The 16,365-nt window shown below is 62.1% G+C and carries 18 protein-coding genes and 2 pseudogenes; 17 read left to right on the top strand and 3 right to left on the bottom strand.

What is annotated here, in order from left to right; genetic code table 11:
• Positions 1-3 precede the first annotated feature (3 nt).
• The 13 genes and pseudogenes from ACFPN2_RS00960 to ACFPN2_RS00905 all read left to right on the top strand — a co-directional run bounded on the left by ACFPN2_RS00960 (position 4) and on the right by ACFPN2_RS00905 (position 10,636).
• Positions 4-543 (top strand): chemotaxis protein CheW, encoded by a 540-nt coding sequence (locus ACFPN2_RS00960; RefSeq protein ID WP_380594076.1) that lies wholly within the window; start codon positions 4-6, stop codon positions 541-543.
• A gap of 22 nt (positions 544-565) precedes the next feature.
• Positions 566-1,555 (top strand): methyl-accepting chemotaxis protein, encoded by a 990-nt coding sequence (locus tag ACFPN2_RS00955; protein WP_380594074.1) that lies wholly within the window; start codon positions 566-568, stop codon positions 1,553-1,555.
• A 14-nt stretch (positions 1,556-1,569) separates the two neighbouring features.
• Positions 1,570-1,935: a response regulator gene (locus ACFPN2_RS00950; RefSeq protein ID WP_380594072.1), complete on the top strand. Its 366-nt coding sequence runs from the start codon at positions 1,570-1,572 to the stop codon at positions 1,933-1,935.
• Positions 1,936-1,968: 33 nt separating this feature from the next.
• Positions 1,969-2,511 (top strand): annotated as a pseudogene (locus tag ACFPN2_RS38520) (MCP four helix bundle domain-containing protein); the annotation flags it as partial.
• Positions 2,488-3,753 (top strand): annotated as a pseudogene (locus ACFPN2_RS00945) (methyl-accepting chemotaxis protein); the annotation flags it as partial. The pseudogenes ACFPN2_RS38520 and ACFPN2_RS00945, both read left to right, overlap by 24 nt.
• Positions 3,754-3,795: 42 nt before the next feature.
• A complete protein-coding gene (locus ACFPN2_RS00940; protein WP_380594068.1) occupies positions 3,796-4,602 on the top strand; it encodes a CheR family methyltransferase in 807 nt (268 codons plus the stop codon).
• Positions 4,596-5,738, top strand: coding sequence for a protein-glutamate methylesterase/protein-glutamine glutaminase (locus ACFPN2_RS00935; RefSeq protein WP_380594066.1), 1,143 nt, complete (start codon positions 4,596-4,598; stop codon positions 5,736-5,738). Before ACFPN2_RS00940 ends, ACFPN2_RS00935 begins: the two co-directional genes overlap by 7 nt.
• Position 5,739: 1 nt before the next feature.
• The gene (locus tag ACFPN2_RS00930; protein ID WP_380594064.1) at positions 5,740-6,960 is read left to right on the top strand and encodes an EAL domain-containing response regulator; all 1,221 of its coding nucleotides are present in this window, start codon (positions 5,740-5,742) and stop codon (positions 6,958-6,960) included.
• Positions 6,961-7,017: 57 nt separating this feature from the next.
• A complete protein-coding gene (locus ACFPN2_RS00925; RefSeq protein WP_380594062.1) occupies positions 7,018-8,037 on the top strand; it encodes an ABC transporter substrate-binding protein in 1,020 nt (339 codons plus the stop codon).
• Between the two features lie 8 nt (positions 8,038-8,045).
• Positions 8,046-8,639, top strand: a complete 594-nt coding sequence (locus tag ACFPN2_RS00920) for an SCO family protein (RefSeq protein WP_380594060.1) — start codon at positions 8,046-8,048, stop codon at positions 8,637-8,639.
• Between the two features lie 22 nt (positions 8,640-8,661).
• Positions 8,662-9,111 carry a cupredoxin domain-containing protein gene (locus ACFPN2_RS00915; protein WP_380594058.1) on the top strand — a complete coding sequence of 150 codons (450 nt, stop codon included), beginning with the start codon at positions 8,662-8,664 and terminating at the stop codon, positions 9,109-9,111.
• Between the two features lie 21 nt (positions 9,112-9,132).
• Positions 9,133-9,891 (top strand): ABC transporter permease, encoded by a 759-nt coding sequence (locus ACFPN2_RS00910; RefSeq protein ID WP_380594057.1) that lies wholly within the window; start codon positions 9,133-9,135, stop codon positions 9,889-9,891.
• Positions 9,881-10,636: an ABC transporter ATP-binding protein gene (locus ACFPN2_RS00905; protein WP_380594055.1), complete on the top strand. Its 756-nt coding sequence runs from the start codon at positions 9,881-9,883 to the stop codon at positions 10,634-10,636. The genes ACFPN2_RS00910 and ACFPN2_RS00905 overlap by 11 nt, the downstream gene beginning before the upstream one ends.
• Here ACFPN2_RS00905 and ACFPN2_RS00900 read toward each other — a convergent pair.
• The 3 genes from ACFPN2_RS00900 to ACFPN2_RS00890 all read right to left on the bottom strand — a co-directional run bounded on the left by ACFPN2_RS00900 (position 10,633) and on the right by ACFPN2_RS00890 (position 13,298).
• Complete coding sequence (locus ACFPN2_RS00900) at positions 10,633-11,658, bottom strand: VWA domain-containing protein (RefSeq protein ID WP_380594053.1); 1,026 nt, start codon at positions 11,656-11,658, stop codon at positions 10,633-10,635. The genes ACFPN2_RS00905 and ACFPN2_RS00900 overlap by 4 nt on opposite strands.
• Before the next feature lie 5 nt (positions 11,659-11,663).
• Positions 11,664-12,758 carry a vWA domain-containing protein gene (locus tag ACFPN2_RS00895; RefSeq protein ID WP_380594051.1) on the bottom strand — a complete coding sequence of 365 codons (1,095 nt, stop codon included), beginning with the start codon at positions 12,756-12,758 and terminating at the stop codon, positions 11,664-11,666.
• Positions 12,759-12,872: 114 nt separating this feature from the next.
• Positions 12,873-13,298, bottom strand: a complete 426-nt coding sequence (locus ACFPN2_RS00890; protein WP_380594049.1) for a hypothetical protein — start codon at positions 13,296-13,298, stop codon at positions 12,873-12,875.
• 152 nt (positions 13,299-13,450) lie between these two features.
• On the opposite strand from ACFPN2_RS00890, the gene ACFPN2_RS00885 reads away from it, so the two are divergent.
• The 4 genes from ACFPN2_RS00885 to ACFPN2_RS00870 are packed head-to-tail and all read left to right on the top strand — an operon-like array spanning position 13,451 to position 16,360.
• Entirely contained in the window at positions 13,451-13,855 is a 405-nt protein-coding gene (locus tag ACFPN2_RS00885; RefSeq protein ID WP_380594048.1) for a type IV pilin protein, read from the top strand.
• Positions 13,852-14,415 carry a type IV pilus modification protein PilV gene (pilV, locus tag ACFPN2_RS00880; protein WP_380595264.1) on the top strand — a complete coding sequence of 188 codons (564 nt, stop codon included), beginning with the start codon at positions 13,852-13,854 and terminating at the stop codon, positions 14,413-14,415. The genes ACFPN2_RS00885 and pilV overlap by 4 nt, the downstream gene beginning before the upstream one ends.
• Complete coding sequence (locus tag ACFPN2_RS00875; protein WP_380594046.1) at positions 14,412-15,836, top strand: PilW family protein; 1,425 nt, start codon at positions 14,412-14,414, stop codon at positions 15,834-15,836. The genes pilV and ACFPN2_RS00875 overlap by 4 nt, the downstream gene beginning before the upstream one ends.
• Complete coding sequence (locus ACFPN2_RS00870) at positions 15,833-16,360, top strand: pilus assembly PilX family protein (protein ID WP_380594044.1); 528 nt, start codon at positions 15,833-15,835, stop codon at positions 16,358-16,360. Before ACFPN2_RS00875 ends, ACFPN2_RS00870 begins: the two co-directional genes overlap by 4 nt.
• The last annotated feature ends 5 nt before the right edge of the window (positions 16,361-16,365 follow it).

The following is a 16,365-nucleotide window of genomic DNA, read 5'->3' as shown; positions in this document are numbered from 1 at the left end:
ACGATGACAAACAATACTGTCGCCAAGGCGGACGACGCCGAGCGCCGGCACGACCAGAACCAGTATCTGACGTTCGTGCTCGGGCGCGAAACGTTCGCGCTCGGCATCCTGTCGATCAAAGAAATCCTGGAGTACTCGGCGCCGACCGAGATCCCGATGATGCCGGCGTTCATTCGCGGTGTCGTCAATCTGCGCGGCGCCGCCGTGCCGGTGGTCGATCTGTGCGCGCGTTTCGGTCGTCCGAGCGCGGCGGTGACCAAGAAGACCTGCGTCGTGATCATCGAGACCCGCGTCGAAGACGAAAGTCATGTCATCGGCGTCGTGGTCGATGCGGTCAACGAAGTGCTGGAAATTCCCGATAGCGAGATCGAGCCGGCGCCGAGCTTCGGTGCGTCGATCCGCGCGGACTTCATTCAAGGCATGGGCAAGGTGCGTGGCAAGTTCGTGATCATCCTCGATGTGGACCGCGTTCTGTGCGTCGAAGAGATGGAGCTGCTGACGCACGCGGCCGCCTCGGGCGAAGTCGTGCAGCCGGCCGCATAGGACCGATATTGTGCAAAACGTTGTGAAATTGTTCAGTCGAGCTCGAAGCGCGCAGCCGGCACAGGCCGAGACCCACGCTGCCGACGCTGTGTGTATCCAGGCTCTGCCGATCTGGACCAAGCAGGTCGAGACGGCGCGCGTGCAGTCCGAAGAAGCCATCATCGCGCTCAGCGGCCGCTTTGCCGGTATCGTCAATCGGCTCGACCTGGCGCTCGATGCTTCTCAGCACAACTCCGGCGGCGCGGATCTGTCGCAAGCGCTGGACGAGGGCCGACGCGAGCTGGCGCAAGTGATGAATGCTTTGAATGAGATTCATAAGAGCCGCTCGACGCTGGCCGAGCAGATCCGCTCCCTGGCCGCGCACAGCAGCGAGCTGGCAAAGATGGCGAGCGAAGTCGAACAGATCGCGTTTCAGACCAACATGCTCGCGCTCAACGCGGCTATCGAAGCGGCGCACGTGGGCGAGGCCGGTCGCGGCTTCGCCGTCGTCGCTCACGAAGTTCGCAATCTTGCCACGGCCTCGCGCGAGACCGGCAAGGGCATCACGCAGAAGATCGCACTGGTCAATCAATCCCTCGAAGAAATCATCACGACCAACGAAACCGTCTCGGCGCGCGAGGGCGAGGCGCTGCATGACTCGGGCAATCGTATTCAAGGCGTGCTCGGCAAGTTCAGCGACATGAGCGAAGGCCTGGCGCGCTCCGCCGAAGATCTGCGTCGCGAGAGCGGTGCCATCAAAGGCGAGATCGAGGATTCGTTGGTGCAGTTGCAGTTCCAGGACCGCGTCGGCCAGATCATGGCGCAGGTGGTGGGCAGCATGCGCGACCTCGATGAGCGTGCGAGCGCCGTGGCTCGCGGCGAACAGCAGCAGATCGACACTGAAGCCTACATGGCTCAGATGGTCAGCTCGTACACCACCGACGAGCAGCGCAGAAATCATCAAGTGACGGCGGGCAGCGTTCCCGCGCCGACCCTGAAGGTGCAGGGCGGGTCGGATGTCGAATTCTTTTGACGGAGTAAATGGTAATGGCTAAGCGAATCCTGATCGTCGACGACTCCGCCTCGGTGCGGCAGGTCTCGAACATCGCGCTGACCCGCGCGGGCTACGAAGTCATCGAGGCCACCGACGGCCAGGATGGACTGGACAAGCTGGCCGGCAAGATCAACCTGATCATCAGCGACGTGAACATGCCGCGCATGGACGGCATCACGTTCCTGAAAGCCGTCAAAGCTCACCCGAATTACAAATTCACGCCGGTGATCATGCTGACCACCGAAGCCGGCGAGGACAAGAAGAACGAAGGCCGCGCGGCGGGCGCCAAAGCGTGGATCGTCAAACCGTTTCAACCTCAGACCATGCTGGACGCGGTCGCCAAGCTCTGCCTGGCCTGAGCGCGTCCTCGAGAACAAGAACTGGAGATTGCAATGCTGTCGAATATGCGGATCGGTCCTCGATTGATCGCGGCCTTCATGGTGCTGGTGCTGATCAGCATCGTCATCGGCGCGGTCGGCCTGTATGGCGCGGGCAAGATCGATAACAAGGCCGAGGAGCTGTACACCAAGGAGTTGATGGGCCTGTCGCACATCAAGGAGGCGAACATCAAGCTGATCGCCATCGGTCGTGCGCGCTCCAACTTCCTGCTCGCGACCAGCGAAGCCGAGCGCGACAAGCATCTGCTGTCCATCAAGAACAACTCCGCGGACGCACTGAAGGCGATGGAAGAGGCGCAGCCGCTGTTCATCTCCGACCGCGCCAAGCAGCTGTTCACGGATATCGGCAAGACCTGGGCGGAATACGACGCTGAAATGCAACGCGCTCTCACGTTGGCTGCGAAGCAGCCGCTGCAGACGCGCAGTGAGGACCTGGTGCGCTCGCTCGATATCGTTCGTCAGCACGCCGATCAGCTCGACGCGATGATGGGCGAGCTCACCGATCAGAAAGAAACGCGCGCGGCACAGGCGCTCGAAGAGACAGGCGCCGTCTACACGGTGAGCCGCAACTGGATCATCGTGACGCTCGCGGTCGGTGTGGCCATCGGCATCATGCTGGCACTGATCATCAGCCGCGGCGTGACGCGTCCGCTCGGTGTCGCCGTGCAGGCGGCCAACCGGCTCTCGAAGGGTGACTTCTCGGTTGCCATCGAATCGGATGCCAAAGACGAAGTCGGCGACATGCTCCGTGCGATGCGCGACATGGTGTCCGCTGCCGGTGGCAGCATCGACGATGTGTCGCGTGTGATGCGCGCCATCTCCGAAGGCGACCTGACCAAGACCATCGACAAGCAGTACGAAGGCGTGTTCAACGAGATGAAGGAGTACGCCAACAGCACCGTGCTGAAGCTGTCGATGATCATCGGCGAGATCAACACCGCCACCGATGCCATGTCGAGCGCGTCTCAGCAGGTGAGCACGACGGCGCAGTCGTTGTCGCAGGCCGCGAGCGAGCAGGCTGCCGGTGTCGAAGAGACCAGCGCGTCCATCGAGCAGATGACGGCGTCGATCTCGCAGAACACTGAGAATGCCAAGGTCACCGACAGCATGGCCCGCAAGTCCGCGGGTGAGGCGAGCGAGGGTGGCGAGGCGGTGAAGGCCACGGTCTCGGCGATGAAACAGATCGCGCAGAAGATCAGCATCATCGATGACATCGCGTATCAGACGAACCTGCTCGCGCTCAACGCGGCGATCGAAGCGGCTCGCGCTGGCGAACACGGCAAGGGCTTCGCGGTGGTGGCGGCTGAAGTGCGCAAGCTCGCCGAGCGCAGCCAGGTGGCGGCACAGGAGATTGGCACGGTCGCGATCAACAGCGTCGAGCTGGCCGAGCGGGCCGGCAAGCTGCTCGATGAGATCGTGCCGAGCATCACCAAGACCTCGGACCTGGTGCAGGAAATCTCGGCCGCTTCGCAGGAGCAGGCCTCGGGCGTGAATCAGATCAATGCGGCGATGACTCAGCTCAGCCAGACGACTCAGCAGAATGCGTCGTCGTCCGAAGAGCTGGCGGCGACCGCTGAAGAAATGAGCGGTCAGGCCGAACAGCTGCAGCAGACGGTCGCGTTCTTCCGAGTTCAGGGCGGGGTGTTCAGCTCGGGCGCGAAGCCGCGTGCCAAAGCGCCGACTGAGAAAGCCACGTTGAAGAAAGGCGCGGCAGCGACGGTTGGCAATCTGGCGCTGGCTGCCAGCGACCCGGACCTCGGCAACTTCGCCAAGTTCTGATCGATCTGTAGCTCATAGCCCATTGGATAGACGACTGCGCCGATGACGACTGCCATTACCGACAAGGAGTTTGCACTTTTCCAGCGCTTCATCTACGACGCGGCCGGCATCACGATGTCACCCTCGAAGAAAGCGCTGGTGATGAGCCGACTGTCCAAGCGGCTCGACCTGCGCAAGCTGACTTCGTTCGCCGAGTACTTCAAGGTGCTCTCGAGCGGACAGGACGCGCAGGAAGTGCAGCTTGCGATCGACCTGCTGACCACCAACGAAACTTACTTCTTCCGCGAGCCGAAACATTTCGATCTGCTGCGTGAGCAGGCGGAGCTGGCGCGCGGTCGCGGGCAGCCGTTTCGAGTGTGGAGCGCGGCGTGCTCGACGGGCGAGGAGCCCTACAGCATCGCGATGGTGCTGGCGGCAACGTTGCAGAACACGCCGTTCGAAATCCTCGGCTCGGATATCAGCTCGCGCGTGCTCGATCGAGCGCGCACCGGTCACTATCCCGTGTCGCGTACGACGCATACGCCGAAGGCGTATTTGCAACAGTTCTGTCTGCGCGGTACCGGCGCCCAGGAAGGCACGGTGCTGGTCGACCGGCCGCTGCGCGATAAAGTGCGGTTCATGCAAGTGAACTTGAATACGACGCTGCCCAAGCTCGGGCCGTTCGATTTCGTGTTCCTGCGCAACGTGATGATCTATTTCAGCGCCGACACCAAGCGTCAGGTGGTGGAGCGCGTGTTGTCGACCCTCAAGCCCGGCGGCTATCTGCTGATCGGACACTCGGAGACCTTGAACGATTTGAATGCATCGGCGGTGGCGGTGGCTCCCTCGATCTATCGCAAGCCATGCTGAACACGCGTCCCCTTCAAGCCAGCCAGCGGCGCGTGCAGGTGATGATCGTCGACGACTCGGCGGTGGTGCGCCAGGCGTTGACCGAAGTATTGAACGCGGATCCCGGCATCGAAGTGCTGTGCGCCGTGGCGGATCCATTGCTCGCCATGGAACGCATGAAGGCGAAGTGGCCGCAGGTCATCGTGCTCGACGTTGAAATGCCGCGCATGGACGGACTGACGTTCCTGCGCAAGATCATGGCCGAGCGGCCGACGCCTGTGGTCATCTGCTCGACGCTCACCGAAGCGGGGGCTGCCACCACGCTGGAAGCGCTGGCGGCAGGCGCGGTCAGCATCGTCACCAAACCCAAGCTCGGGCTGCGTCGCTTCATCGAAGATGCGTCGGCGGATCTTGCATCCGCAGTGAAGGCAGCCTCACATGCGAATGTGAGCAAGCTGCGCGCGTCGGCGCCTCGCGTGATGGAGCCGCAACAGGCGCTCGGCGTGCCGCCGAAGTTCAGTGCCGATGCGATCCTATCGCCCAGCGGCCCGAAGGCGCTTCAACAGACCACCGAGCGCATCATTGCGATTGGCACGTCGACCGGTGGCACGCAGGCGCTGGAGCAGGTGCTGACGTGTCTGCCGCGCGTGAGTCCGGGCATGGCCATCGTTCAACACATGCCCGAGAAGTTCACCGCCGCGTTTGCGAGTCGTTTGAACAGTCTATGCCAGATCGAAGTGCGCGAGGCCAAGCATGGCGATCGTTTGCTGCCGGGTCTGGCGTTGATTGCGCCCGGTGGCAAACACATGATGCTCAAGCGCAGCGGCGCGTATTACTACATGGAAATCGTCGACGGCCCCCTGGTGAATCGTCACCGCCCCTCGGTCGATGTTTTGTTTCGCTCGGCGGCCAAGTGCGCTGGTGCGAACGTGCTCGGCATCATCATGACTGGCATGGGCGATGATGGCGCTCGTGGCCTGAAGGAAATGCGCGATGCTGGCGCGGCCACGATTGCGCAGGACGAGGCGAGCTGCGTGGTGTTCGGCATGCCCAAGGAAGCGATTCGCATGGGGGGCGCGCAACGCGTGCTGTCGCTCGGCGACTTGCCGCGCTCCATGCTGGACTTCGGGGCCGGCAAGCGAATAGAAGGGAAGTAACATGACCGCGTCGCCCGTGCCGATTGCTTCCGTGCTGATCGTTGACGACAGCTTCGTGCAACGTGGCCATGCGGTGACGATCTGCGGCGAGCTGGGCATCGGCAGGATTCACGAGGCGAGCAATGGCCGCGAGGCGTTGGCGCTGTTGACCGCGATCTCGCCGCGACCCGAGCTGGTGATCGTCGATCTGGAAATGCCGACGATGGATGGTCCGGAGTTCCTGGTGAAGCTGCAGGAGCTCGGTTTCGATATTCCCGTGATCGTCGCTTCATCGCGCGAGCGGGCATTGATCGATACGGTTCGCGAAATGGGCGGTGTGCTCGGCTTGCACGTGCTCGCGGCCGTTCAGAAGCCGCTGCAGGCCGATGTTCTACGGCACGCCATTCAAAACGCGGAGGGCAGGGAGCTCAGGCGTACGTCGCAGCGAGTCGATCTGGGCGTCGACGCCACCTCGTTGTCAGACGCACTGGAGCGCAGCGAAGTCTACGTTCACTATCAACCCAAGGCTGACATTCGCACCGGCATCGTCCGCGGCGTGGAAGCTCTGGCGCGTTGGAAACATCCCACCATGGGCCAGGTGCCGCCGGATCAATTCATTCCGGTCGCCGAGCGCAGTCAATTGATTCATCGCCTGACCATCGATGTGATGAATCAGGCGATGCTGCAGAACGCGGCGTGGCGGGCTCGCGGTTTGCATTTACCGGTGGCGATCAATCTATCGCCGACACTGCTCGAGCGCTCCGACCTTGCGTTGGAAATATCGTCGTTACAGCAGTGTCACGGGCTCACGCCGGATCAAATCGTCATCGAGATCACGGAAAGCTCGCTCGTCACTCGCGTCGGCACGGCATTGAGCGTGCTCGCGCAGTTGCGTCTGCGAGGCTTCGGATTGTCCATCGATGACTACGGCACGGGCTTCTCGTCCATGCAACAGCTCGCGCGAATTCCTTTCACCGAGCTGAAGATCGATCGCAGTTTCGTGCGAGGTGCGCCGGAGCGCGAGAGCCTTCAGGTGATCCTGCGCTCGGCCATCGATATGGCCAACCGGCTCGGGCTGGTCACCGTCGCCGAGGGCGTCGAGACGCTGCAGGAGTGGCGCATGCTGCAGGAGTATGGCTGCACCCTCGGTCAAGGCTGGCTGATCGCCAAGCCAATGTCCGGCGAGGACATCATCGGCTGGATGAAACAATATCGCGTGCAGGCCGCGCAGCTACGCGCCTAGGGTTGCCTCCGCCATTCCGCTACACTACGCGCCGATTTTCCATTCGGCTCGTAGGCAATGCCCGATAGCTATCAGATCCAGCGTCGACAATTGCTTCAGGCAATGATGGCCGCGGCGCTGCCCGCCGGCCTGGTGTCCTGTTCCAATCAAGCCTCGGCGGGCCCGCTGGTGGTCGGCGGCCTGCCTGTCACCTGTAATCTGACGCTGCCGGTGGCCTGCGTCGCGCAGGGCCAGAGGGCGGGCGCCGCCGGCCCGGCCTTCCAGTACAGCAAGTACAGCGGCTGGCCGGAGATCAAGGAATCGCTCATGGCCGGGCGGATTCAGGCGGCCTACATGCTGGCGCCGCTGGTCATGGACCTGGCCGACAAGAAGATTCCGGTGAAGATCGTGTCGCTGGGCCATCGCTCCGGCGCCGTCATCATGGTTCGCACCGATTCCCCGTATCAGAAGTTCCGTCAGCTTGCGGGCAAGCGCATCGCCATTCCCAGCCGGTTCGCGGTCGACTTTCTGTTCCTGCGTAAGATGCTGGCGCAGGAAAACATGACGCCGGCCGAGATCGAGATCGTCGAGATGCCGCCGCCGGACATGCCTGCCGCTCTGTATGCGAACGCAGTCGACGCCTATTGCACGGGTGAGCCGTTCGGCGCGGCCGCTCAAAGCGCGGGCTATGCGCGGCCGTTGCGCATGACGCGCGATGAATGGCGCAACTACATCTGTTGCGTGCTCACGGTGCGTGAGGAATTGATTCAGACGAATCGTCCGCTGGTGCAGGACCTGGTCAACTATGTGCTCGGCGCGGGGCAGTGGCTCGATCAGCAACAGGGCAATCGCGACAAGGCGGTGCAAATCGCCGCCGGCAAGCAGTACTTCAATCAGGATCCGAACATCATTCGTTTCGTGATGGAGAATCCGACGGACCGGGTGACCTACGGCGATCTGCGCATGATCCGCGCCGAGTTCGAGGAGCTCATGCAGCTGTCGATCGAGGCGGGCACGATCAAACATCCGATCGCCTACGAAACCTACATGGATGAGAGCTTTGCCAAGGCGGCGCAGGCCGCGACCATCAATCTTTGATGCTCGCCATGAAACATCACGGACGCGTTACTGGCTGGCTGACGGCGATGGTTGTGTCGCTGAGTGCGATGTGTGCGGTCGCGGCCGATCGCCCAGCGCTCAAGGCCGGTGTGTTCGAGCCGCCACGCGCCGCACCGGAGCTGTCCTTGGATGCGTCGAGCGGCGGCAAGCTTGCGCTTGCGAATTATCGGGGCAAGGTCGTATTGCTCGGCTTCGGCTTCACCTCGTGTCCCGAGGTTTGCCCGACGACGCTTGCGACCTTGGCGCAAGCTCGCAAGCGACTCGGCGCGCAGGGTGAACAGTTGCAAGTGGTGTATGTCACCGTCGATCCTGAACGTGACAATGCGGATCGTATGCGCGCCTATCTGCACGGCTTCGATGCAACCTTCGTCGGCGGCACCGGCACGCCCGAACAGCTCGCGGGCGTTCGCAAGAATTACGGCGTGATGGCGGAACGCAAGCCGTTCGGTAACAGCTATACCATCGCGCATTCTTCCTCGGTGTATGTGATCGACCAGAAGGGGCTGCTTCGAGGGATGATGCCGTACGGGCGATTGCCTGATGATTACGTGCACGACGTTCGCGCGTTGCTGAGCGAGTGAGCTCGCGAGTGATGAGTGCGCCATGAGTCGCCGAGGCTGGCTATTGATTGTCGCTATCGGCTTGGTGGCCGGCCTTGGCTGGGCTGCATTGGCGCCCTTGCCGGTGCGTGCAACTCGCGAGCAACCGTTCGTCATTCCCGAGGGCACCTGGCAACGACGGAGGTCGGGCGATCCGGTCGATATCCTGCCGCAGCACATTCGTCTCACGCTCGGCATCAACGACGTGCTGTTGTTGAAGAATCAGGATACGGTGCCGCAGACCTTCGGCCCGGCGCTGCTGATGCCCGGCCAGAGTTTTCGCTTGCCGTTCGAAGTCGCCTCCGACTATCAATTCGCGTGCACCGCGCATGCGAGCGGACAAATGACTATCATTGTCGACCCGTTTCCCGCCTCACCCTGGGGCAGGCTGCGCTGGCGGGCCCTCAAACTGGCGGAAAGCTTCGGTAACAAGACGCATGAACCGACGACGTGATTTCGATCTGAGCGGTTTCGCATGAGCAGACTTCGGCAGTCCCTGCCGGGCATCGCGATCATTGTGTTGCTGATCGCCGCCTGGTGGATGAGCGTGATCGCGACTCGGAGCGTGATCTTTCCGACACCGTGGCAAGTCGTCACCGGCACGATCGAGCTGATTCGCGATGGCACGTTGTGGATGCATATCGGCGCATCGTTAGGCCGCGTCGGCGCCGGATTTTCTCTCGCTGTGATCGTCGGCGTGCCGCTCGGATTGTGGATGGGCTGGAGGCGCGGCGCCTATGACACGCTCAATCCGCTGTTTCAGATCCTGCGGCCGATCTCGCCGATTGCCTGGATTCCCATCGCGATTCTCTGGTTCGGGGTCGGCAATGCCTCGCCGATCTATCTGATCTTCATCTCCTCGGTGTTCCCGATGATCGTGCAGACGGTCGCGGGCGTGCACACCATCGAGAAGCGCTATCTGCGCGCGGCCGAGAACTTCGGTGTGTCGCGCTACAAATTGTTTACTCAGGTCGTGATCCCGGCGGTGCTGCCGCAGATCATCGTCGGCATGCGCATCGGCCTGGGGGTGGCCTGGCTGGTGGTCGTTGCCGCCGAAATGATTGCGCTGCGCTCCGGGCTCGGCTATTTGATCATCGACTCGCGCAATGCCGGCAATCGTTACGATCTGGTCATCGCGGGCATGATCATCATCGGATTGATCGGCTTGCTACTGGATGGGCTGATGCGTTTGTTGGAAGGATTGAAGATCGTGCGGTGGCGCTATGCCCACTAAGATCGAAGTCGCAGGGCTGCGCAAGAGCTTTACCACCGACAAAGGCACGCTCGGCGTCGTCGACGAGGTGAGCTTGCAGGTCGGCGACGGTGAGTTCATCGCCATCGTCGGGCCTTCGGGCTGTGGCAAGTCGACGTTGATGCGCATGATCGCGGGCTTCATCCCGCCGGATTCCGGTCGCATCCTCATCGACGGCGTCACTCGGACTCAACCCAGTCCGCAAGGCATCCTGATCTCGCAGCACGGCTCGGTGTTTCCGTGGCTCACCGTGCAAGAGAATCTGATGTTCGGCCTCAACGGCACCGAATCGGCCAGCGAGAAGATCGCCATTGCCGATCATTACGCCAACATCGTCGGCTTGAAGGGCTTCGAAGGCAGTTACCCGCACGAGCTGTCCGGCGGCATGCTCAAGCGCGTCGAGATCGCCCGCGCGCTCGCGGTGAAGCCCGCCATTCTTTACATGGACGAGCCATTCTCGGCGCTCGACGCGCTGATGAGCTTACGGATGCGCAATGAGCTGCTGAAAATTCTCGGGCAGGAGCGGCACACGGTGTTGCTGATCACTCATGACGTGGAGGAGGCGATTCATCTCGCCGATCGCGTGATGGTGCTGTCGCCGCGACCCACACGCATTCAGGCGACGTTCGATGTGAAGATGCCTCACCCGCGCAAGCTCACGAGCCCCGAAGTGCAGCAGCTGCGCGTCGCGATTCTCAAGGAGCTGGGCGTGGAGAGCGAGGACTAGCTCATCTTGATGCGAGGGCCGCGGCTGTCGGCCTCGTGCATGCCGACGAACGTGCCGTTGTTCTTTTGGCAGATGATTCGCATCAAGGTCGCGAAGCGGATGCTGGTGTACTGGGGCGCGAGCGGCGTCACTGGAAAGCCGATGGCGTGAATGCGCACGCGGCGTTCGCCGGATTGATCGGTGCGATTGACCATGTCGACGGTCTTGACCACCGTGTCGACCGAGGGGCCGGTGAACTCGTCCCCGAACACGTACAAACTGATCTTCTTGTCCGCGGCCCAGTACGTGCGGATCGCGCTGACGATGCCTTGCGAGGGGTTGGATGCGGAGAACGCGTTCCAGGTGCGCAGGCGGTCGAGCACCATCTTGCGCGCTTCCGGGCTGTCCGTGATCCACTTGCCCTGATAGCCGGGAAACATCGGCGTGCCGACGTCGTTGGTCACCTGAATGCCCTTGAGATGCGGATAGATGTTCAGGATCTCCTGCATGCTCTGGAGCATCATCGGCCAGGCGTAGTTGAACATGCTGCCGGACGTGTCGATGACGAAGACCACGTACTCGCTGTCGATGGGCACGCCGCCGACGATGTCGCCGTTCTGATGCTTGAATTCCGGGCCGGCGTACAGCCGTTTCATTTCTTCAGTAAGTTTCTCCCGCGCAGCGACCAGCTGTCCCTGGATCTTGTTGGCGGCATCGGAGTCTTTGGTCGACGCCGAGAACTTGCCGCGTAGCGCACTCAGGTCGCCATACAAGCGGGCAATGCGTGCCTTTTCGTCCGCCAGCTGCTCCTGCTGGGCTCGTAGATCCCGGTTCAGGATTTCACTCTCGCCGCGAATGTCCACCAGCTGATCTTCCAGATTCAGAATGCGTCCATGCGCCGCTTGCTCGGATTCCTCGATGGCGGGACTGCGGACGTTACTCAGCACGAGCAGCAGGATCACCGAGCCCAGCCCGCAGGTGATGCAATCCAGGAAGGAGATGCTGAACACCTCCGTTTCGCGGCGGACGTGACGACGTGGCATAGGCGTCAGGGCCAGTCCTTGGCTGGCATCATGAATTCGCCGCCGCTGTGGCGCGCGGCGACCCAGAACGCGCTGGCGGCTTGCGGATCGCCTTCGAAGGGCAGCAGGACCACGCTCAACGGCACATTGTGAGGATATTTCGCCATGGCCCGCTCGAACAATTTGTAGCGGCCGTCGCCATCGATCATCTTTCGGATCACCGGCGCGGCGGCTCCCTGCGTGGGCAGCCCGTCGGTGATCAGAATCACCCGATCCGGTGCCGGTGTCATGGCGTTGATGGCTGCGAAAGCGTTCTCGAGGCTGGTGCCGTCATTGGGAACGAGCTCATGCAGCGCCTTCAGGGTCGCGTCGAGCGCATCGGCGTCGTTGCCGTTGAGCCATTTGCCTTCGCTGGCTTTCATGAGCGGCCACGAACGAGTGTTGAAGGCATACACCTGAAACTTGCTGGTCTCGGGAATATGCGCCGCAAGCCATTCGGTGATGGCGAGCGTGCGTCGCCATTTGTCGGCCGCGCGCTTGTGAGCATCGGACATGTTGCGCAGTCGCAGGACGTTGACCAGCGTTTCATCGAGCATGCTGGCGGACGTGTCGATCAAAAACAGAATGCGATCGCCGCGTACTTTCAGGCCGGTGAGGTAGTGGCGGTTGCCTTCACCTTCGAAGCCGCGGATGCTCATGCCGCGAGGGCCGGGACTGTGTGCTCCGCCTTGGAGCCGCCGTTGCCCTTCCTCCATCGATTTCAAATCGGCTTCGAGGCGCGCGATGTCTTCGTGCTGAGCCAGTGTTTGCTTGTCGGAGTCGGCCAGCTGCAGCTTGGTGTGCTCGATCTGTGCGAGCACCCGCGGCGCCAGGCCTTCGGTGCGGACGCGCTCCGCTTGGGTTTGTTCCAAGGAGTTGCGCAGCTGGACCAGCTGCTGATCGCCCTCCAGCACCTTCTCTTCGAGCTGACTCACCTCAGCGTCGCTGGAGCGCTCTTCGGTGATCCTTCGCAAGCCGCCTTGCGCATTGATCAGCGTATAGACCAGCACCACCGACCCGAACGCGCAGGTGATGCAGTCGAGAAACGACATGCTGAAAACTTCGGTTTTGCGGCGAGCCATGGCAAGCCTTCGGGAGCACCGACGACGCCAGATCTACTCGCGATGGTAAGAACCCCGCAGCCGGGCGGGATGAAGAGTTGCTTAAGATTTCGTAACGAAGGGGCGGGGAGGCCGCTAACGCATGCGTCGTAGCATGTCGGCCAGGCTGTCTTCGGACAGCGAGGCAATTTCCGACAGGATGGGCTGCGTGTTCACACCGGCGGCACGAGCGGCCTCATAACTCTCCTTCAGGCCGAGCATGAGATCGCGCGGATCTTCGATGCCCCAGCGGGCCGACACCTCCAGCAGATGCATGCGAAACCCTTCCGCCGTGCTCGCGGAGTGGGGCACGTGCGTTGCCCAGGCGAACGCTGAATTTTCTCGCAAGAGATTTCGAATGGCGGCTCGCTGCGCGTCGGTTCCGGACGCGTACGCATCGAGCAGCGACATGAGTAGCGTTTCGGCTTCCGCACGGATACCCGCATCGATCGTTGATTCGCCAACAGGCTTGAGCTTCTCGTTCAGTTGGCGGGCGAGGGAGATGAGTCCGGACTGAGGCATCAGCGATTCCCTGTCGATGCGATCGTTATGTCGTGTGTGCGCGGCAATGAGTTAAGTAGATACCACATGCATGCTGGAAAGTGTGAATGTTGCCGAGAATTCGCTGCGCACCAACTCAAACAATCCGGCCCACTTCACTTATTGGCTGGGCCATGCGCGCTTCTTCGCAACAGGGTTTTACGCTCATCGAACTGATGATCACGGTGGTCATCGTCGCGATCCTCGCGACCGTGGCTCTGCCGAGCTACCGTCAGTACGTGATTCGAGCGAACCGCGCGGCGGCGAAGGAGGCGATGATGGACATCGCCAACCGCCAGCAACAGTTTCTGCTCGCTCATCGCGGCTACGCGGATAAGACCGCCTTCGTGGCGACGGGTTACACGCTGCCGCCCGAGGTGAGCAGTCATTACACGTGGACCATGGCCCCGATTGCGGGCCTCGGCGCCCGGCCAAGTTTCCTGATCACCTTCACTCCCACCGGATCGCAGGCCAGCGATGGCGCGATCACGCTCGACAGCCAAGGAAGAAAGGCGCCCGCCGAGAAATGGTCGCGATGACCGCGGCCGGATCGACTCATTCCACCCAGGACGGCACCTCGATGATCGAGGTGCTGGTCACGGTCGTCATCCTGGCGATCGGCCTGCTGGGCCTGGCCGGACTGCAATCCCGTCTCGGCGTCTCGCAAGTGGAGAGCTATCAGCGTGCGCAAGCTCTGATGCTCTTGCAGGACATGTCGAGTCGTATCGCGACCAATCGTGCGCATGCGGCCAGCTATGTCACAGGCACCACGCACCCGCTGCCGAACGCGGGCGTTTGCCCGGTGTCAGTGGACACACGCGCTGAGATCGACGCGAATCAGTGGTGTAACGCGCTGCTCGGTGCGGCGGAAATCGAGGGCGGCAGCAAAGCTGGCGCAATGATCGGAGCGCGGGGCTGCGTCGAGGCGCTTTCCGCCAACGAATATTTGATCACGGTCGCGTGGCAGGGGATGGCGCCGGTTGCGAGTCCTCCGGCGACGCTCGGGTGCGGCCAGGGCGCTTATGACGATGAGCAATGCCCGGGCGATCTGTGCCGACGCGCCGTCACGACTCTCGTGCGTATCGCGGACCTCAAATGATGCGCTCCGCTCACAGAAACATTCGATGCCTGCAGGCCGGCTTGACCTTGGTCGAGCTGATGGTCGCCATGACCATCTCGCTCATGGTGCTGCTGGCGCTGGTGAGCGTCTACGTCAATCTGGCCCGCGCCAACGACGAGATGGCGAAGAGCAGCAGCCTGATCGACAACGGACGCTCCGCCCTCCAGCTGTTACAGAATGATCTGGTGCACGCCGGCTATTGGGCCGGTTTCGTGCCGCAGTTCGACGATCTGACGTTTGAACATGTGCCCGCCGATGTGCCGACCTCGATCCCGGATGTGTGTCTGGACCCGGCATCGTGGACGGGGGCGTACAAGACCAATCTGATCGCCGTCCCGGTGCAAACCTCGGATGTGCTGCCTTCAGGCACAGGCTGCATTTCGTTCCCCGCACAACGCGCGGGCACCGACGTGATCATGATCCGGCATTTGGAAACGTGCGTTCCTGGCGGACTGAACTGCGACACCGACACCGCAGGGCGGTTGTATATGCAAACGAGCATGTGCGCGGCCGAGAAGAACGCCGGGACCGTGATTGGTGCTACTTCGAACAGCATTGTTCTGGACAGTCACGCATCGACGAACAACGGTGCTTACACCGGCGTCACTCTGCGCATCGTGAGCGGCACCGGTATGGGCCAGCTGCGCAATGTCACCACATATGTGGGCAGCAGCCGAACGGCTACGTTCGACTCGCCCTGGACCGTCATTCCCGATACGACCTCCGTGTACGCGTTCGAGTACGCGTTGGGCAGCAGCGCGTTTCCTTTGCACCGGCGCGATTGCGTGGGCACCGGAACGCCGGCGAGCTTGCCGATCACAGGCGGAACGCTGGCGGACAAACGTCGCTTGATCTCAAACATTTATTACATCGCGGATCTGCCTCATCCGGACGGCGGCGGGCGCACTGTGCCGACGCTGATGCGTTCGCAACTCGACCTCTCCGGTGGCGCGTTGGTGCAGCGAGCGCCGGTGAGATTGCTCGATGGCGTGGAAGCGCTGCGCGTTGAGCTGGGCATCGATAACACGGGCAAGACGGGTGCCGCGGTCAACTATGCCGAGGCCGTGCACTGGGAAGATGTCAGCACCAAAATGCGGCCGACGAATCGTGGCGATGGTTCGCCCGACGTGTTCAAACGTTGCACGACCGCCGATCCCTGTACCGCCGACGAGCTCATGAACGTCGTCGCCGTGAAGCTCTACGTGCTGGCGCGCAGCCGCGACGCATCGCAGGGCTACACGGATAGCAAGGTTTATTGCTTGGGTGAGCCCGATGTCGATGGTTCCTGCCCGGCAGCCAACACCATCGCGGCCGCCAACGACAACTTCAAGCGCCATGTCTTCACGACCAGCATGCGGCTCACCAATATCTCTGGCCGCAGGGAAACGCCCGAGCCATGAACACGCCTTCGTTATCTTCGGCCGGACGGCAGCGGGGCGCCGCTTTGGTGGTGGGCCTGATCCTGCTGGCGCTCATCACCATCATGGTGGTCAGCGCCTTCAACTTGAGCAGCACCAACGTGCAATCCGTCGGCAACATGCAGCTGCGCGATGAAGCGATCGCGGCGGCCAATCGCGGCATCGAGCTGGTGATGAGCTCGGCTTTTACCGCGGCGCCGGCGGCGCAGACCGTGGATGTCGATATCGACAACGACGGCACCATGGATTTTCACGTCGATTTCGCGAGACCCACTTGCGTCAGCGCCGAGCGGATCGCCGGCGCCAGCGTACCGCCGAGCAGCTTGTTTCTCGGCTCATCGTTCGGAGTGACCACCAGCAACGCTTATCGAACGGTGTGGGATCTGCAGGCCGATGTTTCGGCATTCGATCAGGGCACGGTTGCCCATGGCACGGCGGTGCACGTCCATCAAGGCGTGCGGGTGCTGCTGACTGAAGTTCAGTACAACGCTGTTTGCAACGTGTGAGCACC

It is taken from the genome of Steroidobacter flavus (genome assembly GCF_042651805.1).
Taxonomy (GTDB): Bacteria; Pseudomonadota; Gammaproteobacteria; order Steroidobacterales; family Steroidobacteraceae; genus Steroidobacter; species Steroidobacter flavus.
Note: the sequence above shows the minus strand (reverse complement) of the source record. Positions and strands in the feature narration are given on the sequence as shown.

Bases quoted from the DNA above. Each gene is read 5' to 3' on its own strand.
- ACFPN2_RS00960 (WP_380594076.1), top strand. From the start codon at position 4: ATGACAAACAATACTGTCGCCAAGGCGGACGACGCCGAGCGCCGGCAC.
- ACFPN2_RS00950 (WP_380594072.1), top strand. From the start codon at position 1,570: ATGGCTAAGCGAATCCTGATCGTCGACGACTCCGCCTCGGTGCGGCAG.
- ACFPN2_RS00940 (WP_380594068.1), top strand. From the start codon at position 3,796: ATGACGACTGCCATTACCGACAAGGAGTTTGCACTTTTCCAGCGCTTC.
- ACFPN2_RS00935 (WP_380594066.1), top strand. From the start codon at position 4,596: ATGCTGAACACGCGTCCCCTTCAAGCCAGCCAGCGGCGCGTGCAGGTG.
- ACFPN2_RS00930 (WP_380594064.1), top strand. From the start codon at position 5,740: ATGACCGCGTCGCCCGTGCCGATTGCTTCCGTGCTGATCGTTGACGAC.
- ACFPN2_RS00925 (WP_380594062.1), top strand. From the start codon at position 7,018: ATGCCCGATAGCTATCAGATCCAGCGTCGACAATTGCTTCAGGCAATG.
- ACFPN2_RS00920 (WP_380594060.1), top strand. From the start codon at position 8,046: ATGAAACATCACGGACGCGTTACTGGCTGGCTGACGGCGATGGTTGTG.
- ACFPN2_RS00915 (WP_380594058.1), top strand. From the start codon at position 8,662: ATGAGTCGCCGAGGCTGGCTATTGATTGTCGCTATCGGCTTGGTGGCC.
- ACFPN2_RS00910 (WP_380594057.1), top strand. From the start codon at position 9,133: ATGAGCAGACTTCGGCAGTCCCTGCCGGGCATCGCGATCATTGTGTTG.
- ACFPN2_RS00905 (WP_380594055.1), top strand. From the start codon at position 9,881: ATGCCCACTAAGATCGAAGTCGCAGGGCTGCGCAAGAGCTTTACCACC.
- ACFPN2_RS00900 (WP_380594053.1), bottom strand. From the start codon at position 11,658: ATGCCACGTCGTCACGTCCGCCGCGAAACGGAGGTGTTCAGCATCTCC.
- ACFPN2_RS00895 (WP_380594051.1), bottom strand. From the start codon at position 12,758: ATGGCTCGCCGCAAAACCGAAGTTTTCAGCATGTCGTTTCTCGACTGC.
- ACFPN2_RS00890 (WP_380594049.1), bottom strand. From the start codon at position 13,298: ATGCCTCAGTCCGGACTCATCTCCCTCGCCCGCCAACTGAACGAGAAG.
- ACFPN2_RS00885 (WP_380594048.1), top strand. From the start codon at position 13,451: ATGCGCGCTTCTTCGCAACAGGGTTTTACGCTCATCGAACTGATGATC.
- pilV (WP_380595264.1), top strand. From the start codon at position 13,852: ATGACCGCGGCCGGATCGACTCATTCCACCCAGGACGGCACCTCGATG.
- ACFPN2_RS00875 (WP_380594046.1), top strand. From the start codon at position 14,412: ATGATGCGCTCCGCTCACAGAAACATTCGATGCCTGCAGGCCGGCTTG.
- ACFPN2_RS00870 (WP_380594044.1), top strand. From the start codon at position 15,833: ATGAACACGCCTTCGTTATCTTCGGCCGGACGGCAGCGGGGCGCCGCT.